The 14,276-nt window shown below is 65.0% G+C and carries 12 protein-coding genes and 1 tRNA gene; 5 read left to right on the top strand and 8 right to left on the bottom strand.

The annotated features are described in order from the left end of the window. Window positions 1-419: 419 nt before the first annotated feature. The 7 genes from ACZYZ3_RS17215 to bcp form a co-directional block, all read right to left on the bottom strand. The gene (locus tag ACZYZ3_RS17215) at window positions 420-3,677 is read right to left on the bottom strand and encodes an efflux RND transporter permease subunit (RefSeq protein ID WP_463965019.1); all 3,258 of its coding nucleotides are present in this window, start codon (window positions 3,675-3,677) and stop codon (window positions 420-422) included. A 70-nt stretch (window positions 3,678-3,747) separates the two neighbouring features. Continuing rightward, entirely contained in the window at window positions 3,748-5,253 is a 1,506-nt protein-coding gene (locus ACZYZ3_RS17210; RefSeq protein WP_463965018.1) for a malate:quinone oxidoreductase, read from the bottom strand. 79 nt (window positions 5,254-5,332) lie between these two features. Next, window positions 5,333-6,961 (bottom strand): ABC transporter substrate-binding protein, encoded by a 1,629-nt coding sequence (locus tag ACZYZ3_RS17205; protein ID WP_463965045.1) that lies wholly within the window; start codon window positions 6,959-6,961, stop codon window positions 5,333-5,335. A 372-nt stretch (window positions 6,962-7,333) separates the two neighbouring features. Further along, window positions 7,334-8,008 carry a fasciclin domain-containing protein gene (locus ACZYZ3_RS17200; RefSeq protein ID WP_463965017.1) on the bottom strand — a complete coding sequence of 225 codons (675 nt, stop codon included), beginning with the start codon at window positions 8,006-8,008 and terminating at the stop codon, window positions 7,334-7,336. A gap of 230 nt (window positions 8,009-8,238) precedes the next feature. Continuing rightward, window positions 8,239-8,320 (bottom strand) — tRNA-Leu (locus tag ACZYZ3_RS17195). A gap of 131 nt (window positions 8,321-8,451) precedes the next feature. Further along, a complete protein-coding gene (locus tag ACZYZ3_RS17190; RefSeq protein ID WP_463965016.1) occupies window positions 8,452-8,784 on the bottom strand; it encodes a GAP family protein in 333 nt (110 codons plus the stop codon). 332 nt (window positions 8,785-9,116) lie between these two features. Then, on the bottom strand, window positions 9,117-9,590 hold the full coding sequence (gene bcp / locus ACZYZ3_RS17185; RefSeq protein WP_463965015.1) for a thioredoxin-dependent thiol peroxidase: 474 nt from the start codon (window positions 9,588-9,590) through the stop codon (window positions 9,117-9,119). Between the two features lie 116 nt (window positions 9,591-9,706). Between bcp and ACZYZ3_RS17180 the strand changes: the two genes are divergently transcribed. The 5 genes from ACZYZ3_RS17180 (at window position 9,707) to ACZYZ3_RS17160 (ending at window position 12,899) form a co-directional block, all read left to right on the top strand. Continuing rightward, the gene (locus ACZYZ3_RS17180) at window positions 9,707-10,180 is read left to right on the top strand and encodes a MarR family winged helix-turn-helix transcriptional regulator (protein WP_463965044.1); all 474 of its coding nucleotides are present in this window, start codon (window positions 9,707-9,709) and stop codon (window positions 10,178-10,180) included. A gap of 398 nt (window positions 10,181-10,578) precedes the next feature. Next, the gene (locus ACZYZ3_RS17175) at window positions 10,579-10,719 is read left to right on the top strand and encodes a hypothetical protein (RefSeq protein ID WP_463965014.1); all 141 of its coding nucleotides are present in this window, start codon (window positions 10,579-10,581) and stop codon (window positions 10,717-10,719) included. Window positions 10,720-11,331: 612 nt separating this feature from the next. Then, on the top strand, window positions 11,332-11,838 hold the full coding sequence (locus tag ACZYZ3_RS17170; protein WP_463965013.1) for a DUF805 domain-containing protein: 507 nt from the start codon (window positions 11,332-11,334) through the stop codon (window positions 11,836-11,838). A 189-nt stretch (window positions 11,839-12,027) separates the two neighbouring features. Continuing rightward, entirely contained in the window at window positions 12,028-12,669 is a 642-nt protein-coding gene (locus ACZYZ3_RS17165) for a hypothetical protein (protein ID WP_463965012.1), read from the top strand. Beyond that, entirely contained in the window at window positions 12,669-12,899 is a 231-nt protein-coding gene (locus ACZYZ3_RS17160; RefSeq protein WP_463965011.1) for a helix-turn-helix domain-containing protein, read from the top strand. The genes ACZYZ3_RS17165 and ACZYZ3_RS17160 overlap by 1 nt, the downstream gene beginning before the upstream one ends. Before the next feature lie 71 nt (window positions 12,900-12,970). On the opposite strand, the gene ACZYZ3_RS17155 is transcribed toward ACZYZ3_RS17160, so the two are convergent. After that, window positions 12,971-13,516: a hypothetical protein gene (locus tag ACZYZ3_RS17155; protein WP_463965010.1), complete on the bottom strand. Its 546-nt coding sequence runs from the start codon at window positions 13,514-13,516 to the stop codon at window positions 12,971-12,973. Between the last annotated feature and the right edge of the window lie 760 nt (window positions 13,517-14,276).

Genomic DNA, 14,276 nt, shown 5'->3' with positions numbered 1-14,276 from the left:
TCCACTGTAATCGATATACATGCATTTGCATCTATCGCCGGATACAACGTCGGCCGCGTCGGTGTATTCCCCGAGCTGGGCTGCCATCGGGAACCATGGCCTCGGACGGTCTCAACATGATGAACGCCGACTCCACGAACACCTCATCCCGGCTTTGACGTGTCAGCGTCGCCGGCCGCAACTTCCGGGCCAACGACATCACCGTCCCGATTGGCGCCCGCGCGGGGGAAGACCTGCCTTCCCGGCACTATGGTGATGGTTCCGGTCGCCGGCCCCTCTCCCCAGCGGGCCACTCACCCGGGCATTAACGGCAGCGGCCGGCAGGCCCGTGCCGCCTGCGAGGTCGGCCCAGACAGCACCCACGCCCCGCGCCGCCGCAGGGCGGCGAGGATCTGACGGGTGCCGCGGACCCGCGGACGCTAGCGCGAGCCCGAGGGGACCCGTGCGTCGTCGGGTACGTCATCCGGAAAGTCGTCGGGGACGGCCCCGGGGGCAGCCCGGCGGCCACGGGAACGGGCGACGCCCGCATCAGCGTCGGCATCGTTTCCGGAACCGGCAACCGGACCGGCCTTGGCCAGGGCTTTCCGCTCGCGCCGTCCTTCCACGAGGCGGTAAAGCACCGGTACCAGGACCAGGGTGAGGGCGGTGGAGGAAATCAGGCCGCCGATCACCACGATGGCGAGTGGCTGCGAGATGAAGCCCCCGCCGCCGGTCAGCCCCAAGGCCATCGGCGTCAGCGCGAAGACGGTGGCCAGCGCGGTCATCAGGATCGGCCGGAGGCGCTGGCGGGCGCCATGGGTGATCGCGTCCGCCACGCTCATTCCGGGTTCTCCGTTCTGCGGCTGGCGGTACTGGTTGATGAGGTCGATGAGCACGATCGCGTTCGTCACCACGATGCCCACCAGCATCAGCATGCCAATCAGTGAGGGCAGGCCCAGCGGCACGCCGGTGATGAGCAGCAGCCCGATGGCCCCGGTGGCCGCGAACGGCACCGAGACGAGCAGGATGAGCGGCTGGATCAGCGACTTGAACGCGGCCACCATGATGACATAGACAATCGCGATGGCGGCGAGCAGGGCGAGGCCGAGCTGGGAAAAGGATTCGGCCTGCTGGGTCGTGGCGCCACCGATCGCTGCCGTGACGCCGGGCGGCAGCTGGACTGTCTGGAGCCGGGCCTGCACTTCGGTGCTGACCGCGCCGAGGTTGGCGCCCGACGGCGTGATGGACACGCGGGCGGTCCGCTGGCCGTTGCTGGCGGTGATGGAGACGGGGACGTCGACCTGCTCCACGGAGGCGATGCTCGCCAGCGGCACGGGACCCGCCGCCGTCGGCAGCAGGGTCTGGCGGACAGCGTCGATGCTGGTGTAGCGGGTGCCTTCGCCGATACGGACCGGGTAGTCGTTGGTGTCGATCCGCACGGTTCCGGCCGGAATGGGGCTGAGGGTCGAGGCGAGCACCCCGGCCACCTGTTCCTCGCTCAGGCCCGCGGCGACGGCTTTGGCCCGGTCCACCCTGACCTGCACCACCGGCTGGTTGGCGGCCAGGTTGGTGGCCACCTCGGAGGAGCCGGGGACGCCCTCCATGGCCTGGACCATGGCATCGCTCGCGGTCCGGAGATCGGATGTGGTGGCAGCTTTGAGGGTGATGTCCACGGTCGAGGACGTGCCGAAGCCGCCCTGCTGCGAGCCAACCGTGAGCTTGCCGGCATCAGGGATGCCGGCAAGCTTGCTGCGGACGGTGTCCTTGAGTTTGCCCTGGTTCGCCTTTTCCTCCGTCACGACGGTGAAGCTGGAGTTCGAGGCCCCGGCCGACAGCAGTGCGGAGAAACCGGTCTGGGCGTTGCCGGTGGTGACCTGCACGTCCTTGACGCCGTCGATCTCCCGCAGGACTTCCTCGACCTTGACGGCTGAGGCATTGGCCTCGGCCAGGCTGGTGCCGGCGGGGAGCGCCTGCCGGACGGTCATGCTGTTTTCGCCGGAGTTGCCCAGCAGATCGGTGGCCAGCAGCGGGGTCATGGCGGCGGTGCCGCCCAGGACCAGCACGGCCGCGATCAGGGTCACCACCGGGTGCTTCTGCGTCTTGGTCAGGATCGGGAGGTAGCCGCGCTGCAGGAGGGTGCGCTGCTCCGCCTCATGGGCCCTCGCCGCAATTTCCCGGGCTGAGGTCTGCTGTGCTGTGGCGTCCCGGGCTTCGCCCGCCTTGTCGGCGGGGTTCCGCAGAAACCAGTACGCCAGTACCGGCACGATGGTCAGGGAGACCAGCAGCGAGGACAGCAGTGCGATGGTGACGGTCAGGGCGAACGGCCGGAACAGCTCACCGGCCAGTCCGGCCACGAAGGCGATCGGCAGGAAGACGGCCACGGTGGTGAGGGTCGAGGCCGTGATGGCACCGGCGACCTCCCGGATGGAGGTCTGGATCGCGGTGATCTTCGCCTCGCCATAGCTCAGGTGCCGCTTGATGTTCTCGATCACCACAATCGAGTCGTCCACCACGCGGCCGATCGCGATGGTCAGCGCGCCCAGGGTCAGAATGTTCAGCGAGTAGCCGGTGGCCGAGAGCCCGATGAAGGTGATCAGCAGGGACAGCGGGATCGAGACGGCTGTGACCAGCGTCGCGCGGACGGACATCAGGAAGACCAGGATCACCGCGACGGCGAAGCCCAGCCCCAGCAGGCCCTCCGTGGTGAGGTCCTTGATGGACTTCTCGATGAACGGTGCCTGGTCGAAGATCGGTGTGAACCGGGCATTGGAACCGAGCTCGGCCTCCAATTCGGGGATGGAGTCCTTCACCGCGTTGGAGGTGCCCACGGTGTCACCTTCGGGCTTCTTGGTGACGGACAGGGCCAGGGTTTCCGCACCGTTGGTCCGGGTGATTGAAGTGCGCGCGTCCTCGGTGATGCTGACGTCGGCCACGCTGCCAATGGTCGCGGCGGTCCTGGTCCCGCCCAGTGGCAGCGCCTTGATGGCGTCGAGCGAATCGACCGGGCTGCCGATCTGCAGCGACAACGTCTTGCCCTGCTCCTCGATGGTGCCGGCCGGAACCAGTGCACCGTTGTTGCTGAGGGCCTGGCTGATCGACTGGATACTCGCACCGGAGGCCGCCATGGCCTCGGGGCGGGGAAGGATCCTGATGTGCTGCGTGGCGCCGCCGGTCACTTCGGCGCCGCGGACGCCGTCGAGCTTCTGCAGCCGCGGGACAGTGAGGCGGGCCAGATCGGCGTTCAGTTCACTGAGCGGCTTGTCCGAGGAGACGGCGAGGAACACGATCGGGAAATCGCTGATGCTACCGGCGATCGCCTGGGGCTGGACGTCGTCCGGCAGCGACCGTTTGGCATTTGAGATGGCACGGTCGATCTGGTTCCGGGCACGGTCCAGGTTCGAACCATAGGTGAACACCATGCTGATCTGGGAGACGCCGTTGCGCGAGGTGGACGACGTTGACTCCAGCCCTTCCACGCCCTTGAGCGCCGTCTCCAGCGGGCTGCTGATCTGCTTGTCCACGACTTCGGGGGAGGCGCCCGGCATCGATGTAAGGACCGTGATCTGCGGGAACTCGATGGAAGGGATGAGCTCCTGCTTGAGCGAGGACATCGTGATCACGCCGAAGACCGACGCGAAGACGGTCACCAGCGCGATCAGGGCCCGGTTGGCCAGTGACAGCTTTGCGAGCCGGAACATCTCAAGGTCTCCTGATGGGTTGACGGACGTGCTTGCAAGGGATCAAACCGGCCGCAACCTGGAGCGGGCGTCAGTCGCGCTTGGCGCTGACCGGTTCCAGCCGCAGTGCCTTGGCCGTGTCGGCTTCGAGCTGGGCGGCGAGGTCCGGGTTCTCGTTGAGCTTGATGCCATAGCCGGGCATCATCTCCTTGAACCGGGGCTGCCAGCCCTTGAACTGCTTCGGGAAGGACTTCTGGAGCAGCTCAATCATGATCGGCACCGCCGTGGACGCGCCGGGGGAGGCGCCGAGCAGGGCGCCGATGGATCCGTCGCGGCCGGCGATGACTTCGGTGCCGAATTGGAGCACGCCGCCCTTCTTCGGGTCCTTCTTGATGATCTGTACACGCTGGCCGGCGGTGATGAGTTCCCAGTCGCCGTCCTGCGCGGCGGGGTAGTATTCGCGCAGGGCCTCGACCTTGGCGCCGTGCCGCTTGGCGACTTCCTTGATCAGGTAGGCGGTGAGGTCCATGTTGTCCTTGCCCACGGCCAGCATCGGGATGATGTTGGAAGGCCGGATGGAACGCGGCAGGTCCAGGTAGGAGCCGTTCTTCAGGAAATTTGTGGAGAAGCCGGCGTAGGGGCCGAACAGCAGGGACCGCTTGCCGTTGACGAAGCGGGTGTCCAGGTGGGGGACTGACATGGGCGGGGCCCCAACGGAGGCCTGGCCGTAGACTTTGGCGCTGTGCTGGACCGCGAGTGTCTCGTCGGTGCAGCGGAAGAACTGGCCCGAGACCGGGAAACCGCCGTAGCCCTTGCTTTCCGGAATCCCGGAAGCCTGCAGCAGGTGCAGGGCTCCGCCGCCGGCGCCCACAAAGACGAACTTCGCGTGGATGGAGCCGTGCTCGCCGGACTGGGGGTGCTTGAGCGAAAGATCCCAGCCGCCGTCGGCCGCGCGCTTGATCCCGGCGACGTTGTGGCCGTAGTTGACCTCCACACCGTTGTTCCCGAGGTAGCTGGTCAGCTCCCGGGTCAGGGCACCGAAGTCGACGTCGGTGCCCTCCGCGGCACGGGTGGCGGCGATCCGCTGCTTAGGGTCGCGGCCCTTGACGATCAGCGGGGCCCACTTGGCGATCTGGGCGTGGTCCTCGGAGTATTCCATCGAGCGGAACAGCGGGTTCGGCTTGAGCGCCTCATAGCGGGCGCGCAGGAACTTGGTGTTGTCCTCGCCGATCACAAAGCTCATGTGCGGAACGGTGTTGATGAAGCCCTTGGGGGAGCCGATCATGCCGTTCGTCACAAGGTGGGACCAGAACTGGCGGGACAGCTGGAACTGCTCGTTGATGAGGATTGCCTTGGCGGGGTCCACCGAGCCGTCTTTGGCTGCGGGGGAGTAATTAAGCTCGCACAGTGCGGCGTGTCCGGTGCCGGCGTTGTTCCAGGGACCGGAGCTCTCCAGACCCGGCTCGTCGAGCTTCTCGAACAGGGAAATCGTCCAGTTCGGCTCAAGCTGCTTCAGGAATGCGCCGAGCGTGGCGCTCATGATGCCGCCGCCAATCAGGACGACGTCGGCATGTTGGGTCTTGGAAATGAAAGTCACAATCAGTCTCCGATAGCAGCGGGTCTGGCTGTCACAGAATATCCCCGGACCACCCTCTTACTGAAATTGGCTCCGTCCGTCAAGGCTTTAGCTCGACCTTCGTGAAAACTTCATTCAGAACGGGCGACGCCGGGTACTTCAGCACACGGTCCGAAAAGGCAAGGGCCGAGATGGGGAAGGCGATCGGCACGGCGGGGACCGTGGCGGCGATCTGTGCGTTGATGGTCTGGTACTGCTCCGTCCGATCCTTGCCGTCCGGGAGGCCGCGTGCCCGGGCGATCTTGGAAAAGACCTGCGGGTCCTGGTAGCCGAACTCGCCGGTGTTCTCGCCGAAGAGCGGCCCGACGAAATTGTCCGGGTCGGCGTAGGAGCCGTTCCAGCCCAGCAGATGGAGGGCGTGGTCGCCGGGGGAGGTGACCTGCTGGAGGTAGCCTTCGGACCATTCGACCGGCACCGGCTTGATGTTCAGCCCGACGGCGGTCAGCTGCTTGCTGACTTCCGCGTAGACCTTTTCCGGCGTCGGGAGGTAGGGCCGGGTGACGTTGAGCGGATAGTAGAACTTCAGCTCCTCGCCCTGGTAGCCGGCCTCGGTGAGCAGTTCCTTGGCCTTGGCGGGGTTGTGGCCCAGGGACGGGGCATTGTTGTTGAAACCGCTGAGCTTGGGCGGGACGAACTGCGTCGCCTGTGCGGTGTTGTCAATGAAGAACCTGCGGATCAGGGTGTCCTTGTCCAGTGCCATTTCGATGGCCTGGCGGACCTTGAGGTTCTGCAGGATGGGCACTTCCTGGTTCATGCCCAGGTACATGACGGAGAAGGGATCCCGCTGGATGATCTGCTGGCCGCGCTTCACGAGCTGGTCGAAGTTGCCAACGGTCACCGTGTCATAGGCGTCGATCTTGCCGTCGAGGAGGGCCTGCATCCGGGTCTGGGTGTGGTCGTAGGTGACGAAGTTGATCGTGCCGATCTGGCCCTTGTCACCCCAGTAGTCCTTGTTGCTGGCGAGTGTGATGCTGTCCGGGTTCCAGGCGCTGAAAACGTAGGGGCCGGTTCCCACCGGGTGGAGCCCGTAGGCGGAGACAGGCTGGCCGTCGCGGGTCTGGTCCAGCTGGTCGGCGTTCCGGGACGAGAGGGCCTGGGGTGAGGAAATGGCGAAGGCAGGCAGGGTGAGGGCCTGCAGGAACCCGGTGAAGGGCTGGGTCAGGTCGATCCTGACGTTGTCCGGGGCCAGGGCGGTGCAGCTTTTGTAGATGGAGAGGGACGCCTGGTCGGCGTGGGCCTTGAAGACGCCCTTGAACGTTGTTCCCGGCGCCTGCTGCCGCAGCGTGTCGGGGAAGTTGAACCAGCGGTTGAAGTTGCTGCAGACGGCCGCGGCGTCGAAGGCGGTGCCGTCCTGGAAAGCCACCTGCTCCCGGAGCTTGAAGGTGTAGGCGCGGCCATCGTCACTGGACGCCCACTCGGTGGCCAGCAGCGGCGTGGGCGCTCCGGTGGTCTGGTCGACACCGACGAGTCCCTCCAGGACCTGGCGGGTGATCCGGTAGGACTCGGTGTCCGAAACGACGGCGGGATCCAGCCCGAGCGGCTGCGAGGCGGTGCCGAAGGTGAAGACGGCGCTGGGGGCGGCGTCGGTAGAGCCGGCCGGGGCATTAGTGGAACTGGCCGAGCCGGGGCCCGGTCCGGGGGCGCCGGTGCAGGCGGCGAGCGGGAGCATCAGGAGCACAGCACCGAATCCGGCTGCGATGCGGCGCACTGCACGCGTCCGCGGTCCGTTGGCCCGCGCTGGGCTGGCGTCGCTGGGGCGCGCGGTACGGCTGGACACTGTACGTTTGGGCACTCGGGTATCACCTCGGGGAACTGGATGGACCGCCGGCTGCGGAACAGGGCCATTGTAGTTGACCTGCCCGGACGCCCGCTGTGAGCCAGCCCGGGCCCGGACGCAGGCCCGCCGCGGCAATACGCAGGCCAAGCGGCCGGCACCCCGAAGGGGACAAAACGAAGGCCCGCACCACCGGTGCGGGCCTTCGATTCTCCCAATTGGTCCAGTGAGTCAGGCTGGAACCGCAGCAGGAGCGCTTGTTGCTGACTACTTGGGCATCAGGACGGAGTCGACCATGTAGACAGTGGCGTTGGCGGTCATGACGCCGCCGCAGACGACGTTGGCGTCGTCGACCTTGAGGGCGTCCTTGGTGCCGGTGACCGTGACGGAACCACCCTGGACCGTGGCGTGTGTGCCGACGATCTTGTCCGGGCTGATCTTGCCCGGGACAACGTGGTAGGTCAGGATCTTGCTGAGCAGGGCATCGTCCGTCTTCAGCGTTTCGATCGTGGCGGCATCGATCTTGGCGAAAGCGTCATCCGTCGGCGCGAAGACCGTGAACTCGCTGCCGTTCAGGGTGTCCACCAGGTCAACCTTGGGGTTGAGCTTGCCGGACACCGCGGCGGTCAGGGTGGTGAGGATCGGGTTGTTGGACGCCGCGACCGCTACCGGGTCGAGCGCCATTCCGGAGACGGAGCCGGCGCCGCTGGGGACCTGGGCGGCGTAGCCTGCACAGCCTGCCCCGACGAGGTTGGCGGCCGGGTCCATGGCTGCTGCCGAACTGGTGGACGGCGACGGTGCCATGCTCGATGCCATCGGCGTGGCGGCGGGAGCCGAGGAGGCGGGTGACGTGGTGGCTGCTCCGCCACAGGCCGTGAGGCTGAGCATGGCTGCAGCAGCGATTCCTGCAACGGAAAGAGTCGTGCGCTTGATGGTCTGCATTTCGATTTCTCCTTTGTTGTGCCGATCGTTGCCAGTGGCGAACTGTTTCCGCTTTGGCCCTTTTCCGACTTGTTTGGGCACCGACCCTTGGTTGGTGTCTCAATGGGTATTCGGGGGGTCCGGAGAAACGGATGGGTGCAGGATGAAGTTTCTTTTTGGGCGCATGAATTGCCGCAGATGGGGCAGGTTAACAGGGAGAGCCCCGGTCCGAAGACCGGGGCTCTCTAGTGTGCGCAAGGGGGGACTTGAACCCCCACGCCCGAAGGCACAGGAACCTAAATCCTGCGTGTCTGCCAATTCCACCACTCGCGCGGGACACCGTCATCTGTCGGGTCCTAAGACCGTCGAGGGCGGATGCCAGCCTTCATTGTACATTTCGCAGGACAGGGAACGTCCGCCCGTGCATCACGAAGAGCGGGAGTCCACCCGGAAATGAACGACAGCTAGAGGCCTGCGAGGCCTTTGCCGATCATGACGGCGCCAATGATTGCGAGCACTGCCGCCGTGATGATGTTGTAGTGCCGAATCAGCCAGGTCCGGACGGGTTCCAGTACCGCGCGCACGGGGGCGCCGATGATGAGATATGCCGTCACGGGCATGACGACGGTGGTCGTGGCGATCGCCGTATAGGTGAGCAGAAATCCTGTCCGCAGGGCCCGGGCGGGCGGCATGCCGTCCAGGGCCCGCATCCAGCCGGGCGTTTCCGTTTCGGCGCCGTCTTTAGGCCGCGAACGGAGCTTGGAGAGTGCCAGGAGGACAAGAACGACGCCAAGCACGAGGCGGACGGCTGACCCATGCGCGTGCCGCCTGCCCCCTGGGTGGCGAATTCGGACAGACCCGCCATCGCACCCACCGTCGCCAGGACCGCGAGGACCCGGCCCACGGCAAAGCCAATGCTTCTGTCCCGGCCATCCGGGGAAAGGATCTTCAGTAACACCGCGATCAGCGGGAGCGGACTGGCCGCCATACCAACAGCCTGCGGCACCAGCTCCGCGACGAGTTCAAGCGCCGTACTCTATTCCGCGACGCCAGAGGGACCCGGACCTTCCGTGAATGTATGACTGCTGAAACCCTGCACGCATCACCCACGGCGGGTGAACGAATGCGACTACACGTCGATTTTGAGGTCCCGGCGGAGTTTGGCGACATGCCCGGTGGCCCGGACGTTGTATTGCGCGACGGCGACCCGGCCGTCGGGGTCGACCACGACCGTGGACCGGATCAGGCCTTGGTAGGTCTTGCCGTAGTTTTTCTTCTCACCCCAGGCCCCGTAGGCCTCGGCGACGGTGTGGTCCGGGTCTGACAGCAGGGGGAAGCTGAGCCCTTCCGCGGCTGCGAATTTGGCGAGCTTGTCGACGGGGTCGGGGGAAATGCCCACCACCTCGTAGCCGGCCAGCTGCAGCGACGCCAGGGAATCCCGGAAATCGCAGGCCTGCTTCGTGCACCCCGGGGTGGACGCAGCCGGGTAGAAGTAGACGACGGTGCTGCGGCCGCGGAAGTCCTTAAGGGAGACGTCCTGCCTTTCCGGGTTCTGCAGCGTGAATGCCGGCGCCGTATCACCGGGGATGAGTCGTTCAGACAAGTTGTGCTCCTTCTCGGGGTGGACTCCGCTGGTCCCAGGGTGGCGAAATACCAGCCTAATGAGCGTCGGTGGCAGCGCCGAATCCCACGCTCGCTATACTCTTGGGTATGCCTGATATGGATCGCTGGCCCACTGGGCGCCTATTGTCCACGGCAGCACGCCTTGTTGAACACTCCTGGAACGAAAAATTGGGGGCCATTGGCCTGACGCATGCAGGGGTCATCGCCATGGAAGTGCTGTCCGTCAACGGACCCATGACCCAGGCACAACTTGCCCAATTGGTGCGCGTGCAGGCGCAGACCATGGGAAAGACCCTCAGCCGGCTGGAAGCCCACGGCCACATCTCCCGGCAGCGGAGCACCTCCGACCGCCGCAGCCATGTCGTGTCCCTGACAGACCGGGGCCGCGAGGCAGTTGCTGAAGCCGCGGACATGGAGCGATCCGTCCTCGCCGCCGCCTCCATCGACCCCGATGTCTTGCGGCAGGAACTCCAGGCAGTCGTCAGGGAACTGGCAACCAGGATTTCCTCAACTGACGTGAAGACGATTGTCACCGCAGGGGAACCCGGCCTGCCGGTCGAGGCCAACTAGGTAGAGGCTCCAGCCAACGCGAGACCTGCCCGGGACCCCTCACTGACTTGTGGTCCTCTGACCCAAGTAGTCGAGCCCGGGAAACAAGTACAGGCTACTGGTTTCGCGCGGGGAAGGCCGGAGGAGTATAGGCCCATGACTAGCTACGTACTTGAAGCCAGGTCCTTGGAGCATCGCTGCCAGTGCTGCGGTGAATTTGCCGATACTGTCTTCTGCCAGGACTGCAACCAACACCCGGCAGAACCTACGGCATCAGCGCAACCGGCGGCTGGATCACCCCAGCACACGGCCCGGGAACAGTCCCGACCCCGTCGCAGACACTGAGTCTGAGGTCCTCTGATCCGGGACGTCCCGTGTCCCTCGACGGACCGGACGCCGCCTGCACATAGGCTCGAGGGATGGACACACAACTGACTGCTGAACTGCAAGGGCAGACCTCGATCAACGAGCTGCTCGACGAGCCGGTCGGTGCCTCGCCGGTGCAACTGGCACTGCCCATCCACTTCCAGCAGGCTCTGGCTGTCCGGCGTGAATCCTGAGCGGTCGGGCGGGCCCCAGTGCGGGTTCCAGGATGCCCCTGTCGGGACCGGGTATATCCCCACTAGTCGCAGCCCTCGCCGCCGCCGTTTCCTCCTGAGCTAACGGCCCTGTCACCGAAGGTGTTGCCCTGGTTCGCGGAACTCCGCCTCCTGGGCGTAAGGCCGCCGAAGAGAGGCGCACCTGCGGCGTTTGGGTCCACCTCCAGCTGCAGCAAAATGCGGCTCGCCGACCGCGTCCGAGGAGCCAGGGAAGCCATCAGCGCGGTGCGTAGAATATTCATGGTTTTCCCCAAAAGCGTCCAGCATGTCCTTGCTGGCATTCGAAGCGGCATGACCTCGGCCCGTTCGGCGCCTTCATGCCGGAAAGTCCCCGGCGCTTAGCCTTGCCCCACGGACACTCCCAGGAGCGGAGTCGCTGCCGGGCCGGATTGCCCCTCGTTTGTGTTCTACAGCACGGAAGGTCGAAGCGAACTTCGTCCGTGAGAACACTGAAGTGACCCGGCCTGAGCTTACGATGAGGTCGTTACGTCACTCTAAAGTCGTTAAGTCACTCTAAAGTCAATGGCGTCACTCTAGAGCCATTACGTCACTCTAATTCCATGGGGGAACCTCTTGAGCTATCCGCAATACTCGCCGCCGCAGACGCCGCAGCAGACGCAGCCGCAAACCTGGCAGAGCGGGGAACCGCCCCTTTGGGCCCCGTATTACGGTGCGCCATTCCCGGCTGCCGCCAAGCGCTTCTTCGCGAAGTACGCTACTTTCTCCGGGCGGGCCAGCAGGAGCGAATACTGGTGGTGGGCGCTGGTTTCCTTCATCGTGTCAATGGTGCTGAACGGCATCATGCTGGTGGGTGGGTCTGCCGGCGCGACAATCGGTCGCGATGGCACCAGCGTTCCGGGCCCCGGCATGGCCATCGGGCTTATCCTGGCCGTTGTCTGGTTCGCGGCGGTCATCGTCCCGTCCCTGGCCTTGACGGTCAGGCGGCTCCACGATGCGAACCTCAGCGGCTGGATGTACCTGCTCGTGCTGGTCCCGTTCGTTGGCGGCATCATCTTGCTCGTCTTCACTGTCTTGGAGCCGAAGCCGGAGGGCCAGCGGTTTGACCAGCCCGGTATGTAAGGCGGCACGCCGAGATAAGCACTGAACCGGCACGAACCACCAATGAGAAGGCCCCGCTGTCAGTAACGGCGGGGCCTTCGCATCTCTGCGCGAGCCCCGTCGGCAGGACCAGCCAGACTGGACCGATGGCTGCTGAGAGGGTAGATTATCGACAGTCGTTAATAACGACTATCGATAAACACTGGAGGAATGATGAAGCTGACGAACGCTGTCATCCGGCCACAGAGCGGCCGGAAGAAGTTCGTTTCCAAAGCGGACGCCGTCGCGCTCATGATCGCCTCCGGGGCCGCGGCTGCCGCCACGACTGTGATGACTGTTTCCGGCCTTATCGGCTACACCCGGGGGCCTGTAACCCTGACACTTCCCGTAGCCACAACACAGCACACCGCCACGGGCCTCATGCCCGGGATAACCGGACACTTCACTGCCGTGGACGCAACCCTCCCGGCGCTGCCACCCGGACCTGGAGCACTCCTGGCCTGGGCCGCCACTCTGAACCAGGTCGGCTTCCTGGCCGTCCTGGCACTCGTGTTCCTGCTGGCTCACCGGCTGCGGAGCGAGAACCTGTTCACGCCCGGATCCGCATGGATCGTCGGTGCCTGCGGCGCCGTCCTCGCCTCGTTTGGGACCGTAGGACAGATACTTGACGCCATTGCACGCGGCAGGCTGGCAGAGATTATCGGCGCCAACGCGCGCACCCCGGGGGAGTCCCATAGCTTCTCGGCCGACTTCAATATCGCCCCGTTAGCGCTGGGGTTAGTCCTGATGCTTGTCGCCGGCGTCTTCCAGTACGGCCGGCGTCTTCAAAAAGACACGGAAGGCCTGGTCTGATGCCGGCGGACGATTCCTCCGACATTCACTGCCGCCTCGATGAACTCCTGGAGGCGCGTGGCCTGACCCTGACGGAACTAAGCAAGCAGGTCGGGGTGAGTCTGGTGAACCTGTCCGTGCTCAAGAACGACCGGGCGAAGGCGATCAGGTTCTCCACGCTGACGGCGGTCTGCGCGGCGCTGGATTGCCAGGTCGGAGACCTGCTGGTGACCGCGCGTATTCCGGCGTGATGGCATCCAGCGGCGCCAATCCAAGTGCATTGGCGCGGATCGTCTGAGGGACGGCTGCGGAGTCGTCGGCCTCACTGGACGGTGATTACGATTCCGGCGACGGCCCCGGTCCAGGCGCCGGTCGGCTCGCGGCGGGTCACGTGGGCGCCAACGTACCCCTTCTGCAGTTGGACGATCTGCGTGTGGGCTCCCGAGCAATCGACTTCGAGCACAGTGTGCTCGGTTCCGCTCTTGGTGTCTTGGGTCAGGAATATCTGGGTTTGAGGCGTGCCCACGCACGCCGCGGTGACGGTGTGAGGCCCGGCCGTCATCACGGCTGCCGTTTTGCGGAAGCCGACCCCAGGACCGTCAGCCGGGCCGGCGTCGGTCAAGAGCACGGACCCGGGTGCCTCCGCCAGGCGCTGGTGCAGCTCGGCGTAGTTGCGCGCTTCCACCCCCAGAACTCCAGGGTCCTTCGCAGGGGCGGTGGATGCAGATCGGCGGCCTTGCCCGGCCGCCGCTGGTTGCGGGTCGCCGTCGCCATCGTAGGCGCAGGCGGCCGGGCCGCCGGCCAGCAGGATGACAACAATGAGTGCCGCCGCACGGCGGACTGTTCGTGTTCCCCCGGGACCAGACATGGGCCGAGTCTACGTTCCGTTAAACAGAGCCCGAAACCCCAGCCGGCAATCCGGACAAAACCGATTGATTCCTCGAAGCAACCCCCGGCGGACATCTTGCCATGATTCCTCGGGGTACATTTCCATATTTGAGTTTCTCGTCTGTCTTTCCTCGCGGAGAAAGGGCTGTCATGGACTCTGCGGCTTGCCTCCCGGGTGTCAGCGGCACAGCACCCAGAATCCCGTTTCCCCTGAACGCGCAGCCGCCTGGCAACTCCGCTTTGGCTGGTGCGCCGGCTCTGGACGTTGCCAACGGCGCGGCGTGCGGTTCCAGTATCAGGACAAAAGCGCCGCAACTCAACGAATGTCGGCACCGTTTTTTGCCGACCGAGTACACCGTTGAAGAACGGCTCGTAGTTCCCGAGTAGGCCGCCCCGAAGACCCAAGTAGAGGTATGGGAGTCTCGCGCCGGAGGGATCCAACAACCAAGTGTTTGCCACTCGTGACACAACTTTGGGTGAACTTTAGGCTCAAGGCAAAGCCACCGTTAGTGGTCGCTGGGGTTCGGGGGCAAATAATTTCGACGGACGTCTTTGAATTCGTCCGCCAGGTTCTCATTCGCTAAGGGCCACGCCTTTGGCGTCCTAAATTTCATGAAGTGGTGAGGCTTTTGTCTATTTCAAATCTGGTCCCGAATTCGTCGTCCGAGCGAGTTTCCGCCTCACCGAGGGCTTCGGTGAGCGTGGTTATTCCGACGCTTAATGAGGAAATGAATTTGCCC

It is taken from the genome of Pseudarthrobacter linnaei (assembly GCF_055412825.1).
The sequence above is the reverse complement of the archived record's forward strand: the minus strand, read 5'-3'. Positions and strand labels throughout refer to the sequence as shown.

Bases quoted from the DNA above. Each gene is read 5' to 3' on its own strand.
- ACZYZ3_RS17215 (WP_463965019.1), bottom strand. From the start codon at position 3,677: ATGTTCCGGCTCGCAAAGCTGTCACTGGCCAACCGGGCCCTGATCGCG.
- ACZYZ3_RS17205 (WP_463965045.1), bottom strand. From the start codon at position 6,961: ATGCTCCCGCTCGCCGCCTGCACCGGCGCCCCCGGACCGGGCCCCGGC.
- ACZYZ3_RS17200 (WP_463965017.1), bottom strand. From the start codon at position 8,008: ATGCAGACCATCAAGCGCACGACTCTTTCCGTTGCAGGAATCGCTGCT.
- ACZYZ3_RS17180 (WP_463965044.1), top strand. From the start codon at position 9,707: ATGGATCGCTGGCCCACTGGGCGCCTATTGTCCACGGCAGCACGCCTT.
- ACZYZ3_RS17175 (WP_463965014.1), top strand. From the start codon at position 10,579: ATGGACACACAACTGACTGCTGAACTGCAAGGGCAGACCTCGATCAAC.
- ACZYZ3_RS17165 (WP_463965012.1), top strand. From the start codon at position 12,028: ATGATGAAGCTGACGAACGCTGTCATCCGGCCACAGAGCGGCCGGAAG.
- ACZYZ3_RS17160 (WP_463965011.1), top strand. From the start codon at position 12,669: ATGCCGGCGGACGATTCCTCCGACATTCACTGCCGCCTCGATGAACTC.
- ACZYZ3_RS17155 (WP_463965010.1), bottom strand. From the start codon at position 13,516: ATGTCTGGTCCCGGGGGAACACGAACAGTCCGCCGTGCGGCGGCACTC.